12 protein-coding genes are annotated in these 15,577 nt (G+C 39.1%); all 12 read right to left on the bottom strand.

Going from position 1 to position 15,577, the window contains the following annotated elements:
* Positions 1 to 115: 115 nt before the first annotated feature.
* The gene (locus ACGHCK_RS02950; protein WP_271327888.1) at positions 116 to 3,052 is read right to left on the bottom strand and encodes a rhamnan synthesis F family protein; all 2,937 of its coding nucleotides are present in this window, start codon (positions 3,050 to 3,052) and stop codon (positions 116 to 118) included.
* A gap of 15 nt (positions 3,053 to 3,067) precedes the next feature.
* Positions 3,068 to 4,402, bottom strand: coding sequence for a DUF2142 domain-containing protein (locus tag ACGHCK_RS02945; RefSeq protein WP_271327887.1), 1,335 nt, complete (start codon positions 4,400 to 4,402; stop codon positions 3,068 to 3,070).
* Between the two features lie 9 nt (positions 4,403 to 4,411).
* Entirely contained in the window at positions 4,412 to 5,302 is an 891-nt protein-coding gene (locus ACGHCK_RS02940; RefSeq protein WP_251420332.1) for a polysaccharide pyruvyl transferase family protein, read from the bottom strand.
* Positions 5,299 to 6,459: an ABC transporter ATP-binding protein gene (locus tag ACGHCK_RS02935; RefSeq protein ID WP_202229670.1), complete on the bottom strand. Its 1,161-nt coding sequence runs from the start codon at positions 6,457 to 6,459 to the stop codon at positions 5,299 to 5,301. The genes ACGHCK_RS02940 and ACGHCK_RS02935 overlap by 4 nt, the downstream gene beginning before the upstream one ends.
* A 10-nt stretch (positions 6,460 to 6,469) precedes the next feature.
* A complete protein-coding gene (locus tag ACGHCK_RS02930; protein WP_202229668.1) occupies positions 6,470 to 7,279 on the bottom strand; it encodes an ABC transporter permease in 810 nt (269 codons plus the stop codon).
* Positions 7,276 to 8,217: a glycosyltransferase family 2 protein gene (locus tag ACGHCK_RS02925; protein ID WP_271327886.1), complete on the bottom strand. Its 942-nt coding sequence runs from the start codon at positions 8,215 to 8,217 to the stop codon at positions 7,276 to 7,278. The genes ACGHCK_RS02930 and ACGHCK_RS02925 overlap by 4 nt, the downstream gene beginning before the upstream one ends.
* Before the next feature lie 23 nt (positions 8,218 to 8,240).
* Entirely contained in the window at positions 8,241 to 9,386 is a 1,146-nt protein-coding gene (cps2T, locus tag ACGHCK_RS02920; protein WP_251420337.1) for a beta 1-4 rhamnosyltransferase Cps2T, read from the bottom strand.
* Between the two features lie 54 nt (positions 9,387 to 9,440).
* The gene (gene rfbD, locus ACGHCK_RS02915; protein ID WP_251420340.1) at positions 9,441 to 10,340 is read right to left on the bottom strand and encodes a dTDP-4-dehydrorhamnose reductase; all 900 of its coding nucleotides are present in this window, start codon (positions 10,338 to 10,340) and stop codon (positions 9,441 to 9,443) included.
* A 15-nt stretch (positions 10,341 to 10,355) separates the two neighbouring features.
* Positions 10,356 to 11,399, bottom strand: a complete 1,044-nt coding sequence (rfbB, locus tag ACGHCK_RS02910) for a dTDP-glucose 4,6-dehydratase (protein ID WP_251420343.1) — start codon at positions 11,397 to 11,399, stop codon at positions 10,356 to 10,358.
* 158 nt (positions 11,400 to 11,557) lie between these two features.
* Positions 11,558 to 12,154, bottom strand: coding sequence for a dTDP-4-dehydrorhamnose 3,5-epimerase family protein (locus ACGHCK_RS02905; RefSeq protein ID WP_251420346.1), 597 nt, complete (start codon positions 12,152 to 12,154; stop codon positions 11,558 to 11,560).
* Position 12,155: 1 nt separating this feature from the next.
* A complete protein-coding gene (gene rfbA, locus ACGHCK_RS02900) occupies positions 12,156 to 13,025 on the bottom strand; it encodes a glucose-1-phosphate thymidylyltransferase RfbA (protein WP_251420349.1) in 870 nt (289 codons plus the stop codon).
* Positions 13,026 to 13,164: 139 nt separating this feature from the next.
* Positions 13,165 to 15,483, bottom strand: a complete 2,319-nt coding sequence (locus ACGHCK_RS02895) for an HAD-IC family P-type ATPase (RefSeq protein WP_251420350.1) — start codon at positions 15,481 to 15,483, stop codon at positions 13,165 to 13,167.
* Between the last annotated feature and the right edge of the window lie 94 nt (positions 15,484 to 15,577).

Genomic DNA, 15,577 nt, shown 5'->3' with positions numbered 1-15,577 from the left:
GTTCTTTCCTCGTTATTCGAAATGCAATCATGGTCAGCCTCTCATTCAGCAAGACAGGCTCTGTAAGAAAAATTGATTGAAAAGCACTTAAATTAAGTCTTCCCTGCCCCAAACATTATTCGCTTATACTCTTGGTAAATTCATCTGTATGATCTTTAGCTGTGCAATGTTCTAAAACAAAATCATAGGCATTTTCGGCAATTGCTTTTCTTTTTTCTGGACTTTCGATAAGTGCTGCTAGTTTTTCATACCATTCATTTGGTTGAGCCAAGAGACCCGTTCTTCCGTCTTCAATCATTTCTTCAAAAGATCCTAAATTACTTGCTAGGGTTGGAATCTTTACAAGAGCAGCTTCCAGCCACTTGATTTCTGATTTTGCCCGATTGAACACATTATCCACTAGAGGAGCCAAGTTAATATCCACTTGACTAATAAGTTTCGGCAGCTCTTTCCAATCTACATAATCATTCATTTTGATTTGTCTTGAAAATTTTTGCAAGTCCTGTGGGAGATCGATATAACCGACCAAGTGAAGTTCTACATTGGGATATTTTTCTAAAATTTGAACAATCGCTGGTTTAATCATTTCAAAATTTTCATTGTGTGTGATTGAACCGGAGAAGTATCCTATTTTAACTTTTGCGTCTTCTTTTGAATAATCTTTGAGTGCTTTTTGACTGAGGCTCACCAGTTCTTCGCTGGCAAGGTTTCTATTTAATAATACATTTGAACTGTAGTTTTTCAGCTCCTCTTTAAGATCACGAGTCGTTGTTATCACGCTATCACACAGCGCCATCATCCTCCCATAAGAGTGAACGCCACTGTCATACGCGTGTTTCTCTAAATCAGAGAGTTCTTGCGTATAAGTCAGCAAGTCGGTGTATTTTGTATCAATAACAAGGTCATCAATATCATAATAAACAGGCTTATTATACTTTTTAGCAAGCTGACATAACTTTTCTAGTTCTTCTGAGTAACCCGTACGATAGATAATGATATGGCTTGCATTTTCTGCATAACCCATCTTAAAGCTTGAAGCATTTACTACCCACACGTCAAAGCCAAGCGATTTTAACTGTGCAGCTTTATTTTCAACACGATAGCGTGTACACTGTGGAATAGCATTTTCAACACCATCAATAATCAGGATATGCTCTTTGGGTTTTGTATTCTTGATATCCTCCATTATCCCATCAATAACTTCTGAGGGATAGGAAGTACTTGACTTTATATAATCAATTAAGGCAGGAACTTCTGTTTCTCTTGTTATGCCTTGCCAGGCAAACTTGTCGTTATCGTAATTTGAAAATGCTGTGTATTTTACTAAAGGAACTTTGAAATCTTTCAGCATGACAAGTGGATGCATATACATCGCACTGTCACCATTGTTGTTACTTACTGCACCATGCTTAAACCCTAAATCTTCAAAATGTTTTGTAAACACAGTTTCATGTTTACCAATCGCTTTATTTCTCGAATTTGTATCGTCCATATTTTTCCAGTATTTTATGAAACCTGGGTAAGTGAACATACTTTTTTCAATAACGAGGAAATACGATTGGAGATGAACTGGAATGGTTTTATATTTGTTATAACCCGTAAAATCTTCTTGGGGTTCGCCATAGGAGATACCCCAGAAGTCCAATTTACGCTCAGCCATTTCCCTAAAGGTTATTTCCAAGTCCATAAAGGGCCCAACATTTGTGTCATTAACAAGTAGCAGTTCATCGTATTGTGAAAGAACGGTTTTTTCTAGCTCCAAAATGCCCTGTCTAAATGCTGCTGTGTCATATCCCTCATTTGGCCGGAGAATTACTTCTCCAAAGCCCTCCAAGATCTTTTGGTCTTCTAGGACGAGAGAACCATTGACAACAATGACGATTTTATGCGACAGTCTAGCCAGAGCCTCAAGAAAAATCAGCTTGTACTCCTGAAGCTTTTTACCGTTTGAATAAATGACGTAAACAAGGACACGCTTAGGATTGTGATAGTTGTTGTTTTTGCGTGATTTATTGCGTAAAAGACTTAGTATTTCTTTTTTGATTTTGAGAACTGGGTGGAATTTTAACCCTAGGGCTTTAAAAATCCTCTTGGGCATTTTTAGCCACAAGTTTGGATGACGTAAAACATGAGAGACACGCTTAATATTTTTCACGATAGCACTTCCCAGTCTGTAACTTTTTGACTGGGTGATGTTTTGTATATGTACCTCTTTGCTCTCTATCTCCCATTCTTTACGTTGGAGTTCTTGCTCCAAGCGCCTTATTAATGCAAGACGTTCATCCGCAACCTCTGCCATCTCTCTATAGTTGCTCGCACTAACTATGAGGTTTTGCTTGATTGCCTGTGCGTACCTGTCTCCAAGGACATCTTTATATTTATTTAAAATATAAAGATAATCATCAAAATACCTGTCCAAATCATCCCTTTGGCTCCGTGAAGCTTCCAGTACGCGATAGTTTAACTTAGTTTCTCTCACAAAATAAGCACTTGCACCGTTGTTGAGAAAGAGGTTGAGCCAAAAATCATAATCTTCTAAACTTCGCAAATTCTCATCAAATCTCGCATTTCCAATCGCCTGAGTTTTTACTAAGGAAGACATGTCAATAACATTTTGCACCAATTCATCATTGAGAGAAAAGTCTAGGTTTTCATGCAAAATATTTCTCTTTTTTTCAAAATCCCAGAGTTGACAGTAGGCGATGTCTACATCACCATGTTTTTTTGCCCCTCTGAGCAAGATTTCGATATGGTCTTTGTTTAAAAAGTTATCACTGTCGACAAATAAGAGATAATCACCAGTAATCCTATCCAGAGCAGCATTTCTTATTTTTACTACGCCTTGATTTTCACCTGAAAAATAGCGCGTTTCTGGAAAGGGGGATTCTGGAAGCAGTGAAGAAATAATTTCTCCAGAATGATCTGTTGAACCGTCATTAAAAATAATAAGTTCAATATTTTGATGAGTTTGCTCAAAGATACTTCTTATGCACTGTTCAATATATTTTTCATGATTATAGCAAGTGACTACAACTGAAATCTTATCATTCATAGGTATACTCTTTCTTTAGACAACTCCTGTTGGTTTTACTCTGAGAATAAAGCCTCGGTAGAAGACGATAAGGAGGTAAAGAATCATTATCGTAATCGTAGAAACTTTGGAAATGTTGGCAACTGTTTTTTCTGAAAGTTTGATGTTATATTTTGCTCCCAAATTCTGTAGGGCTGGGAGGAAAAAAATGATAAAGGGCTGCAGATAACGACCAGAGAGTTCATCAAATGCCGAAAGCGTCCTCTGTCCAATATAGATTCCTGCAAATATCCCTACCCAGTTGATGAAATAAGTCATACCAGAAACCCAAGTCGTCCATTTGGAATAAACCTGTCTAAACTCTCCCATGGCTACCCAACAGAATAAAAGAATCCAGATAATGTTGAAAAAGTCTGGAAGATTCATTGGGGTAATCATCCACATTCTGCGCGCATTGGTTCCCATTGTTGCAAAGTTGAGATAGTTATTAAAAAAGACTTTTGTAAAATGAACTAAGCCAAATTTTTCATTAAAAACGACAAGAGTCCCAACAATCAAGAGAGTAACTATAAAGGACGAAACCCATTTTGTTGCGCTCTTCATCTTTTTGAGGTATGCAACTATAGGTCTGTAAAACATGGGGAGACCGACTAGAGCAAAAAGTGAGAAAACATAATTCTTCTTTGCGAAAAAGAGGAGCAAAATTGTGGTTAAGGTATAAAGACGCTGTTTTCTGCTTAATTCTTTGAAGCTCTTGATTTGAGTCAATTCTAAGAAATTGAGCGCAAACATCGCAAAGACGATAAAGCTAAAGATATCATAGCTTGGGCTGGCAATTTTCATAAGGTAAGGAACCGTGAAAAGCATGACCATAAGCCATTTCCCTTGCTTACTTTTTTGGATGATAAAATAAAAACAGAGGGCGAAAAAGAGAAGATTAGCCAATCTGCCCCCATAATCCATCACTCCGATACTCGGATAAATCAATCGCGCAATGAGTACACCTACCGAAGCTGGAAGGTGCATAAGATTGATAGGAACAAAGCTATTCCCATTACTCGTTAAATTAAAACGAATACCGTCATTCCCCAAGTCAACTTTTTTGAAAATGGTATCCTTGATGCTGATATCTGCTGTACTTCCTGTAACCCCTCCAATAGCCTCATTCTCCATCACACGGAGGCTTGGCTTAGACATCACTTCGGGATGAGTAGATGAAAACTGACTATAGGCATAACTAAGATGATAGCCTTCATCTCCTGTTGACAGCGGCGGAGTAAGAAAGGTAACCAATACACCAAAAATGAGCACAACTATGATAAAGAATTTTTCTGCTGGGAGTTTTAATTTTTTATTTTTAGCTATGTTCATTTTTTCTCCTTATAACCTTTTTTTCAGCTTGGCGAGCAATGAGTAGATATAGTTTATTCTTCTGTATGGAAAAGCTTTTAATAAGGCTTCTTGTTTTCCTTCAAGGTCAGTAATAGGCTGATATTCTTCAATAAGCTGCGCGTGATATTCTTGACTTAAAATTCTGTTTAGATTTGCCAATTGATGCTGCTTTCCTATTCCTGAGTAGTAATCTTCAAACTTAAAGTCTCCTCCGACAAGTCGATCTGATAGATTCATGTGGAGGTTGGGAATACCAAAACTATCCGCCACGATCAAACCGTGAAGAGACGAGGAAAAAATAAGCTTACACGATGTAATATCGGTAATGACGGCTTGCGGTGCCCGCAAAACATCAATAATTTTAAATCTTGAGTCTGCTGCTAACTTTTTAATGAGTGGTTGATCAGCTTCCTCGAAGTGAGGGATGATACCTATTTTATCTTCCTTGACCTGGCTTTCTTCATACACTTTATTTACAAGAATTCCCGGATCGCCTAGAGGAAGTGGTGGAAGCTTCAAGTCCTGTTGTGTCAACTTACCGCGTACTGCATGAAATTTTAACTTTGAAAAATTTAGCGATGAAAACTCATGCAAAGGATAGGTTTCCTTGATGGAGCCTACTCTTGCTTGAAGCGGATAGATTGTACCACTTCCCCAAATGTGCATTTTTTTTGTTGGGCGGTTGTGCTCTAAATCAAGCAAAATGTGTAGCAGACTGCCCACAGAAATCATATCAGCCTTCTTAATATCTGATTCGTAGACGATTTCAATGTAGGAGAATAAATTTTGGATAATTTCAGGACCAAGTTCGTCACCAAAATTTGGTTTTCCGCCTGGAGCTTTCCATGAATAAAGTTTGATTTTCTTTTTTGGTATCATTTGATTTCTTTTAAAAGTCCGTAAGTTCGCTTGTCTGAAGAATCTCTGTAAACAAAACTGAGCATTGGTGAAGCAGTGAGAAGTTCAGTTTCAATAAAACCATCCTCTGCTACGCGTTGCTTCATCCGTATCGTTGCCACTAAACCAAACTCTGTATTGTGGAAGTTCCTCATTGGGATTTCAATAGTATTTACAGTATGAATGGGTAACGAACCACTGTCATAAACAATGCCGCCACGTGTCACATCATGAAGACTATAGGAAATAAATAGGTCCGACCTATCAAGGGTTTTATCGTAAAGGTCAACATTTAAATTTGCTGTAAAAAACTCATCCGGTTTTGAAAGGGAGAGGGCTGAGGTGGGTTCAATTGTAATTTTTGCGGCCGCTTCTTCTACATCGCCACCCTTCAAGTTATTTCTTGCGAGATTATCTTCAGAATATTTATTGGTAATGTCTTGGATATTTCCTTTTTCAACAACACCTTCTTTAATATAAATGGCTTTGTTACAATATTTCTGAACAGCATTCATATCATGTGTCACTAAAATTGTTGTCTTTCCTGAGGCTTTACGCTCCAAGAAATAGTCGTTACATTTGCGTTGAAAAGCCTCGTCACCAACAGCAAGGACTTCATCAAGAACAAGGACATCACCTTTAGCTTTTATAGCAACTGAAAAAGCCAAACGTACCTGCATCCCACTCGAATAGTTCTTTAGCTTTTGATTCATGAACTCATGAAGTTCTGAAAATTCAACAATATCATCGTACATATGGTCGATTTCTTCTGTTGAAAAGCCAAGCATTGCACCGTTCAGATAAACATTTTCTTTACCCGTAAGTTCAGGATTAAAACCAACACCCAGCTCTATAAAACTGACCAGTTTTCCATTAACAGTTACACTCCCTTTCTCTGGGGTGTATATTTGGGAAATGATTTTTAAAAGCGTCGATTTTCCCGAACCATTACGACCAACAATGCCAAAAAAGTCGCCTTTTTCGACGGTAAAGTCGATGTCTTTAAGCACGTGCTGTTCTTTGTAACCCTTAATGCCTCGCATACGGTTCACCAAGGTGGTACGGAGACTCGTACTTGCTTCTGTTGGGAGGCGGAAGTATTTACTTACATGATCTATTTTTACTGCTACTTCTGACATTTTTTCCTCCTTAAACTATTTCTGCAAATTTATTGGCGTTTTTATTAAATACCCATAATCCTAAGCCAAAGATAAGTACAGAAAGAACATAGGGAATGGCAATTACTAGGGGATTATCCCATAGTTGCCACAAGGTAGGATTCGTATTGTTACTAAAGGTCAAGACATAGCGCATGTCTTGAATAATTTGTGCCATTGGGTTGAGCATTTGAATCTTTGCCACATCCAGATGATTCGTTGAAATTTGTGTAATAGGATAAATAATTGGTGTACCATAAAAACCAGCTTGCATGATGACTTCCCAGATGGGTCCTAAATCTCTAAAATAGACAAAGAATGTCGAAAGCATAAAGGAAATCCCTGTGGTAAAGAGTACAAGCTGAAATAAAAGAGGTACAACAAAAATGACTGTCCATGACATCTGTACACCATTAATCAAAGCAAATATGGTAACCACAGCAAGTGAAATCATTAAATTAATGAAAGCATTTATTACTACTGAAAAAACGATAACAGATTTTGAAAAGTTGACTTTCCTGAGCATGTCACCACGACTAACGATGGAAAGCATTCCCACCCCCGTTGTTTCACCAAAGAAACTCCAGATTGTAATCCCCAAAAGCAGTGCTACTGCAAAATGAGGGGTCCCTTCCCCAAAACGCATAAAACGCACGAAGACTAAATACATAATCAAAAAGAGCATGACAGGTTTGAGTATAGACCATAAGTAACCAATAGCACTTCCTTGATAGCGCAGTTTAAAGTCGGTTTTAATCAGTTCTTTGAGTAGAATTTGATTTCTACGGCTGAAGAAATTCATTTGTTTTTTCCTTTGTATGCAAATTTTGTGAGGATGAGTGTACGGAAAATTTTAGTGTGATATCCCTTGTTTTTCCGTATGTCATATTGATAAAGCGTTTGACGTCGCTTTTCTTTTGGCATGTCCAATAATTTAACGTAAGCTTGGATTAGCTCTCTATTGTGTACTGACATATGGGCTAATTGCTCTTTTAAGAGTTTCTGTGCCTGTTTTTGACTTGATTCGATAAGCCACCAATATTTTTCAAACCAAAGATTAGGATGCAACCACTTTTTCATGCGTTTCGTCCATGTCCTTGCACCCAGAACATTCGCATCATGTTGACGATAAAGATGAGTTGGTTGATCAATATAAACCAGTTTACCAATAGCCGTTACAAGAAGCGCCAAATACCAATCGTGCATGATGACATCATCGGTAGTTTTCCACTCTTCTGCTAGAGCATGGTTAATCATACTGGCTCCACCTGTAACCGTGTTCTCAGTAAGTTCCTGGACCAATTGTGTATTCGCATGATCAGATTGACTACGAATCATGCTTTCTGATAAGACCGTCAAATCTTTGTCGACGACTTTGAGGTCGGTGTAATACATGGTCGGTATACTGTTGTCATGATTTTCTGCTTCTCGCAAAATAATTTCTAATTTGTTAGGCAGCCAGTAATCATCCTGATCAGCAAAAAAATAAAAATCTGCAGTATCAGCTTTTACCAATTCATAGAAGGATTGAATGACACCGACATTTTGAGCTTTGAGTACTTGGATACGGCTATCTTCACTGGCAATACGATCAATAATTTGAACGGTAGTGTCTCTTGACCCATCGTCACGGATGATGAGCGTCCAGTCTTGAAAGGTTTGTTTTTGAATGCTTTCGATTTGCTCTGCAACAAACTTTTCACCGTTGTAAGTTGACATTAAAATATTAACTTTGGGCATGTTGAAAGGTCTCTTTCAGTCACTTATTTTATAAATAAAGTTTCATACTGGGCACAAATGTGATCCCAAGTGTACTTTTCTTCAATAATGGATCTCGCTCTGTATTTCAAACGTTGACGCGCTTCAGAGGACATCAGCTCAACCTCTGACAAAACGGTTAGTAAATTTTCCTTGTCAAAATAGAGGACAGCATCCTCTGCAGTTGTTCGATTAAAATTCACCCCAAGAACGATATTTACTGGTGTTGACCACATGGCTTCCAGAAGCCCTGGATTGGTTCCACCAACTTCGTGACCATGTAAATAAGCAAAGGCCTGCTCACGAATATAACGCAATTCATTTTGATCATAAACAGTGCCAACGAATTTAATTCTCGGATCTTTGTCAAACCCCGTTTGAGCACGAAGTTCCTCATAGTAAGGATTTCCTTCGTAATTCGTAATAATGACTAAATCTCGCGTGGTCTTACTTTCCATAAAATTGCGAATCAGCAATTCGTAATTATTTTCAGGCACAAAGCGCCCCACAATCAAATAATAATCACTGACCCCATATTTTAGCAGAGTTTTAGATTCTGTCAAATCTGATTTGAATTTTTCCGTTCCATAAGCAATAACATCACTATTTACTTGCCCATATTCTGCACGTAGATAGTCAAGAATCCCTTGATTATCACTAATAATCAAGTCTGCATGACGGACCATTTTTCTCTCGGCAAATTTAAGATATTTACGCACCGGCGCAGACCACTTTGTTCGGCGCCATTCAAGACCATCTGGATTAACAAAAAGCTTACCGCCTATGCCATGTATTTTTCTGGCATAAGTTCCGATAACTCCACCAATAGTGTTACCTAAAATGTAGAAAATAGGTTTTTCTATTCCCTCTTGTTTAATGATTTCAAGAGATTTTCTTATAGCTAGAATATCATATGCAATAACACGAGCAGCACCTATATTAGGCACATCAATCACAAAGCAATCGGCCCCTAAATAATCAAAATGTCCATCAGAAAGACTCGTCAAATCCGAATTCTCGCTTTGACAAGCTACATGATATTTAATGTTTTCATTTTTTTTATGTTTGACGAGCTCTTCCACAAAAGTTTCAAAACCGCCATATTTTGCAGGAAGTCCACGACTCCCTATGATAAAAATGTGTTTTATCATAATATTGATAGCCTCTCAAAACGAGAATTCTGCCGTTTCCGACAGAATAGCGCTTTATTTCTTATTAATATCTCCTTTTACACCTGTTTTATCTGGGCGTAAATCACCTTTCGCAAGCATCTGAGCTAAAGCTTCTTGCCATGTTGGAATGTCAAAGCCCGTCGCTTTTGTTTTCTCTAGGCTCATTGTCGAATTAAAAGGACGTTTGGCTTTTGCTGGGAAAGCACTTGAATCAACAGGTATTACCTTTGTATCTGTATCCTTCAAGATTTCTGATGCAAAGTCAAACCAAGTGACATCCTCACCTGCTGCGGCATCGTTTGTCAGGTGGTAGTAACCCAAGTTGACATCATTGTCAACCAAGTAAACCATAAACTCTGCCAGAGTACGCGTCCATGTAGGACGACCATGTTGATCGTTTACTACTGTCAAAGTATCGTGTGTTTTCGCCAAGTTCTGCATTGTGAAAACGAAATTATGGCCATAGTTACCAAAAACCCAAGCTGTACGTATCGTATAGAATTTCACACCAGATTCTTCCACGGCGCGTTCACCTAAACGTTTCGTACGCCCATATTCCGATTGAGGATCAGTTGGATCATCAACCTCCCATTCTTGACCAACTGGTAAATCACCATTGAAGACATAGTCTGTTGAAACATAGACAAGTGTCGCTCCAACACGAGCGGCTGCCTCAGCCACATGACGTGTACCGTCAACATTGATTTTTTCATTCAGTGCCTTGCTCTCATCCTCAGCTTTATCTACAGCAGTGTATGCAGCACAATGGTAAACCAATTCTGGCTTGTTTTCATCAAAGAAAGCATCAACTGCAGCTTTATCTGTAATGTCAAGCTCGTTGACATCTGCCGCAACATATTTCACATCACGTTCATCTAGAAGATGGCGCAGCTCTGTACCAAGTTGGCCATTTCCACCAGTAATTAAAATCATATCTATTCCTTTATCTTAGAGAACTTGTTGGCTTTCAGCATATTTCGCTTCTACTGCAGCTTTATCTGCCTTCCACCAGTCTTGGTTTTCTGTATACCAATCAATTGTGGCTTTTAAGCCTGATTCAAAGTCAGTATGTTTAGGTTCCCAACCAAGTTCTGTGCGAAGTTTTGTGTTGTCAATAGCATAACGTAAATCATGACCTGCACGGTCAGTTACACGATCATAGGCGTCAGGTGCCTGTCCCATTTCTGTTAAGATTTCTTCCAAAACTTCTTTATTGCTTCTCTCACCATCAGCTCCGATAAGGTAGGTTTCACCCATACGCCCTTTAGTCAAAATTGCCCAAACGCCTGAAGAATGGTCTTCTGTGTGAATCCAGTCACGCACATTTTTACCATCACCATAAAGTTTTGGTTTGATGCCTGACAAGATATTTGTGATTTGGCGGGGAATGAACTTTTCAATGTGTTGGTAAGGCCCATAGTTATTTGAACAGTTTGAAATTGTAGCCTTCAATCCAAATGAACGTACCCAAGCGCGAACAATCAAATCAGATGCGGCTTTTGTTGATGAATAAGGACTTGAAGGATTGTATGGTGTTTTATCGGTGAATTTCTCACCTTCTCCTTCTCCATGACCTGGCAAATCTTCACGGTAAGGCAAATCACCATAAACTTCATCTGTTGACACATGGTGAAAACGCAAATCGTATTTACGTGCCGCTTGAATCAGTGTATAGGTTCCGATAAAGTTGGTATGGATAAATTCATCTTGTGACTTAAGCGAGTTATCATTATGGCTTTCTGCCGCATAATGCACGATAGCATCTGCCTTAGAAGCAACTTGATCCACAATCTCTGGATCGGCGATGTCGCCAACTACAAGTTCGACACGATCTCCAAGAATCATGTCGATATTGGCACGATTTCCTGCATAGGTTAATTTATCCAAAACAGTGATATGTACGTCTGGATGATTGTTATAAACGTAGTGTACGAAATTTGAACCGATGAATCCAGCACCACCAGTGACTACGATGTTTTTAAATTCAGTCATTGTTTTTCCCTAATTATATTTAATAAAGTTTTGCTGTAAACGATAATGTTAGATGTTTTCTATCAAGAGAACACTTTTTATCCCTTCCAAAGAAGAACTTTCTGTCCTCCTCTTTTTCACAAGCAATCAAACTCCTAAACCTCTGCTTGACACTCACTCTAACCGAGTAAATCTGCTGTCAACGGTTTTACATCTGCAAGCATAGGATGATGTTTATCCGCTTCACTCACTTCAGCGTTCTCAAGGTCTTCCCACTCGATACCTAGAGTTGGATCCGCATAGTTTACAAAAGCATATTTTGGCTTAAGTTCCAAAGCCCAGTAGTCATTCACTAAATAAGAGTAAGAAACTGCGTCACTTAAAACTTGGAAACCATTAGCAACGCCACGTGGTACAAAAATGCCCTTACTGGCATCAATCACCGTTTGATAGACATGCCCAAAGCTGTCACCTTCACGAAGGTCTACCCATGAGCCCAACACACGTCCACCATCTGCTACAGATATATACTTATCCCAAGGTTCTGCGTGCAAACCACGAAGGACATTCTTACGTGAGAAAGAAACATTATTTTGTAATTTTCCTTCTGCGAAGAATTTTTCTGGGAAACCTAGAGGCAACATTTTTTCTTTTTGAAAGTTTTCTTTAAACCAGCCACGATTATCCCCATGCACAGGAATGTCAAATTCTAACATGCCTGGGATTGCATCGATTTTACGTGCTGCGAGTTCTTTTCCGAAAAAGTTCTCTGCCATTTTATTTATCACCTACCAATTTAAGCAAATACTTGCCATATGCATTTTTCTTCAGAGGTTGTGCAAGTTCACGCACAGCCTCTCCTGAAATGTAGCCCATACGCCATGCAATTTCTTCAAGGTTGGCAACCATGACATTTTGCATACGTTGAACTGTTTCAATATATTGCGCTGCTTCGAGCAAGCTTTCGTGCGTACCTGTATCAAGCCATGCAAAACCACGTCCCATAAGTTCTACAGAAAGATCCCCTCGTTCGAGATAAGCTTTGTTCACATCTGTAATTTCTAGCTCGCCACGTGGTGAAGGCTTGATGCTTTTAGCAATCTCTACGACATCATTATCGTAGAAGTAGAGGCCTGTTACAGCGTAGTCAGATTTTGGTACTTCTGGCTTTTCTTCAATCGAAACAGCATTCATGTCTTTGTCAAATTCTACAACACCGAAACGCTCTGGATCAGGCACTTGATAGCCAAACACCGTTGCTCCTTTTTCTTTAGCTGCAGCTGCTTGAAGCAGCTTAGACATGCCTGGTCCGTGATAAATATTGTCTCCCAAGATAAGAGCAACAGAATCATCTCCAATAAATTCCTCACCAATGAGGAAGGCTTGAGCCAAACCATCTGGACTTGGCTGAACAGCATACTGTAGATTAAGACCGAATTCAGAACCATCTTGCAAGAGTTCTTGGAAACGCGGTGTATCTTCTGGTGTGGAGATAATCAAAATATCTTTGATTCCAGCCAGCATCAGTGTAGATAATGGATAATAAATCATTGGTTTGTCATAGACGGGCATCAGTTGTTTACTTGCTGCACGCGTCAATGGATACAAGCGCGTCCCCGAACCGCCTGCTAAAATAATCCCTTTCATGAGTCACCTCACTTTTTTCTATAGTTAATCAGCATAATTATAGCATATTTTTATTCACATTTCACCTCAACTCTTTATTGCATAAAAGAAAAAGGCTAGACCTATCTTCTCTAGACCTTTTATTTGTAATTCAGCTTGATTACAACTTTTTAAAAATAAAGCTTGAACTTTTCAAGAGCAGATACTGGGCAACCGGTGCAACAAGGAGAAAAGGTAAAAGTAGAAGTAAATGCCCAAGACTTGGCCAAGCCAAGTTGAGAAAGTCCGATCCTACAAGGAGAGCAATCAAAAAAGAGAGCTGTGTAAGCGTGAAAATCCATAAGCGATAGCGTTTGATTGGCCAAAATATTCTATGCTGCATCAAAATATAATTCCAAGCAGAAAAGAGTACTGTCATCATCGCAAGTTCCGACTGCGAAATCCCAATGGAAGCACCAATTCCTCCAATAAGTGTTGCTCCAACAGCGATACTTAATCCAACAGGAAAGGAGCGTTCAAATAAAAGTCGTAAAAAACTTCCGCGTACCTGTGAAAAATCTGATTCAAAACTAAGGAAAAATGACGGAATACCCACAAAAAAGGCTGTCAAAACCGTCAATTGGATAGGCTCAAAAGGATATATATTCCCCACAAACAAGGTCAAAACTGTCAATGCAATTGAAAACATCATGCGCACCATTAACAAAGAACCCGTCCGAGTCAAGTTATTAATCACACGCCGTCCTTCGTTGACAATATAGGGCATGGCTGAAAAATTATTATCCATAAGTATCAGATTAGCCGTTTGTTTAGCCGCTTCACTTCCCTCACACATAGCAATTGAACAATCCGCCTCCTTAAAAGCCAAAATGTCGTTAACGCCGTCACCGGTCATTGCTACCGTATGCCCTTTTTGTTTAAGAATTTGTACCATTCTTTTCTTCTGCTGAGGCGACACGCGCCCAAAGACCTGAGCGTTCTCCACTGCATATTCTAATTCTTCATCTGTCTTCACTTGGCTTACATCAACATACTTCTCTGCATCCGCTAAAGAGACTGACTTAGCGATGGCAGAGACCGTTACTGGATCATCACCTGAAATGATTTTACATTCTACTCCTTGCTTTTTAAAATACGCCAACGTCTGCTTGGCGTCATCACGTAATATATCAGAAATGACTATCAGTGCTTGAGCATGCAAATCTTCTGGGAGGAAATTTGTCTCTATTGGCTCTTTTGACTGAGCCAAAGCCAAAACACGATAGCCTTTCTCGGCATATTTTTGTGCCTCGCTTTGCAAACGAGAATTTCCTTGAGGAAATAAAAATTGCCAGGCCCCCAGATAATAGGTTGCCTCTGTAAACTCAACAGCACTGTATTTCCTTTCCGATGAAAAAGGAAGGACATGCAAGGCTTTAAGCTCCTTTGAGGGAGCGAAATGTTTTCTCAAAGCCTGAGCTGTAGCATTTTTATCTGGGAGATTTTCTAGTAAATTTCCAACAACAGGATTCAGATATTCTATAGGCTGTTCTGCCAGCCCCTCAACATGCTCAACCCGCATTTCACCTGTCGTGATTGTCCCCGTTTTATCTAGGCAAAGAACATCTACACGCGCCAGTGCATCAATCGTATGCAGTTCCTGAACCAGTACTTTTTGTTTCACTAAATTAATGACTCCTAAAGTCAAAGCCATGCTGGTCAAAAGAATCAGTCCCTGTGGAAACATGCCTTCTAAGGCGGCAACTGTTCCTAGTACAGCTTGTTTATGCCCCGTACCCACAACATAAAACAGCTTCAGGTAAAGCAAAATCCCCAGAGGTATCATGATAAAACTAACGATGCGTACTACTTTGGCTAAACTGTCACGCAACATGCGCTTTTGCTTCTTTATTTTTTTTGCTTCATGAGACAGTTGATGAATATAGTTGTCTTTCCCCACATGAATAACACGTGCAACCGCTGTTCCACTTGTCACAAAACTTCCTGAAAAAAGTTCCGCACCTTCTTTTTTAGTCAAAGCATCCGCCTCACCCGTTAGTAAAGCCTCATTCACTTCAAGCTGTCCCTCTATAATCTGACTGTCACAGGGAATTTGATCCCCCAAACCCAGAAGGATAATGTCACCAAGTACCAATTCTTCTTGTTTTAGCTCTATCTGTTTCCCTTGACGAAAAAGCTTTACCTTGCTTGTATTTAACAGAGAAAGCTTATCCAACAAGCGACGAGCCTTGATTTCCTGATGAAGACCAATCCCTGCATTGACTGCAACAACAATGATAAAAAGCGCATTTCGATAAGAACCTACAGAAAGGACTAAAACAAAAAGAACTATGTTAATTGTATTAAAAAAGGTCAGCAAATTACTGGCAAAAATTTGACCATATGTTTTGCTGCTTTCATTTTTTGCAACGTTGATTTGTCCTGCTTCTAAACGTTTCTCGACTTCTTCTTGAGTCAAGCCTTCATATTTAAATGACATAAGTTCTCTCCTCACTCTAAATTTATCCTAACACAGATAGGAAAGCAAATATCTTACATTATTGAAATATAAAAACTCGCCACATCACGGCGAG

This window comes from Lactococcus muris (assembly GCF_042849115.1).
GTDB lineage: Bacteria > Bacillota > Bacilli > Lactobacillales > Streptococcaceae > Lactococcus > Lactococcus muris.
This window is presented reverse-complemented; position numbering and strand designations above follow the sequence as displayed.

Excerpts from the sequence above, each read along its gene's own strand:
- ACGHCK_RS02950 (WP_271327888.1), bottom strand. The coding sequence starts at position 3,052 with ATGAATGATAAGATTTCAGTTGTAGTCACTTGCTATAATCATGAAAAA.
- ACGHCK_RS02945 (WP_271327887.1), bottom strand. The coding sequence starts at position 4,402 with ATGAACATAGCTAAAAATAAAAAATTAAAACTCCCAGCAGAAAAATTC.
- ACGHCK_RS02940 (WP_251420332.1), bottom strand. The coding sequence starts at position 5,302 with ATGATACCAAAAAAGAAAATCAAACTTTATTCATGGAAAGCTCCAGGC.
- ACGHCK_RS02935 (WP_202229670.1), bottom strand. The coding sequence starts at position 6,459 with ATGTCAGAAGTAGCAGTAAAAATAGATCATGTAAGTAAATACTTCCGC.
- ACGHCK_RS02930 (WP_202229668.1), bottom strand. The coding sequence starts at position 7,279 with ATGAATTTCTTCAGCCGTAGAAATCAAATTCTACTCAAAGAACTGATT.
- ACGHCK_RS02925 (WP_271327886.1), bottom strand. The coding sequence starts at position 8,217 with ATGCCCAAAGTTAATATTTTAATGTCAACTTACAACGGTGAAAAGTTT.
- cps2T (WP_251420337.1), bottom strand. The coding sequence starts at position 9,386 with ATGATAAAACACATTTTTATCATAGGGAGTCGTGGACTTCCTGCAAAA.
- rfbD (WP_251420340.1), bottom strand. The coding sequence starts at position 10,340 with ATGATTTTAATTACTGGTGGAAATGGCCAACTTGGTACAGAGCTGCGC.
- rfbB (WP_251420343.1), bottom strand. The coding sequence starts at position 11,399 with ATGACTGAATTTAAAAACATCGTAGTCACTGGTGGTGCTGGATTCATC.
- ACGHCK_RS02905 (WP_251420346.1), bottom strand. The coding sequence starts at position 12,154 with ATGGCAGAGAACTTTTTCGGAAAAGAACTCGCAGCACGTAAAATCGAT.
- rfbA (WP_251420349.1), bottom strand. The coding sequence starts at position 13,025 with ATGAAAGGGATTATTTTAGCAGGCGGTTCGGGGACGCGCTTGTATCCA.
- ACGHCK_RS02895 (WP_251420350.1), bottom strand. The coding sequence starts at position 15,483 with ATGTCATTTAAATATGAAGGCTTGACTCAAGAAGAAGTCGAGAAACGT.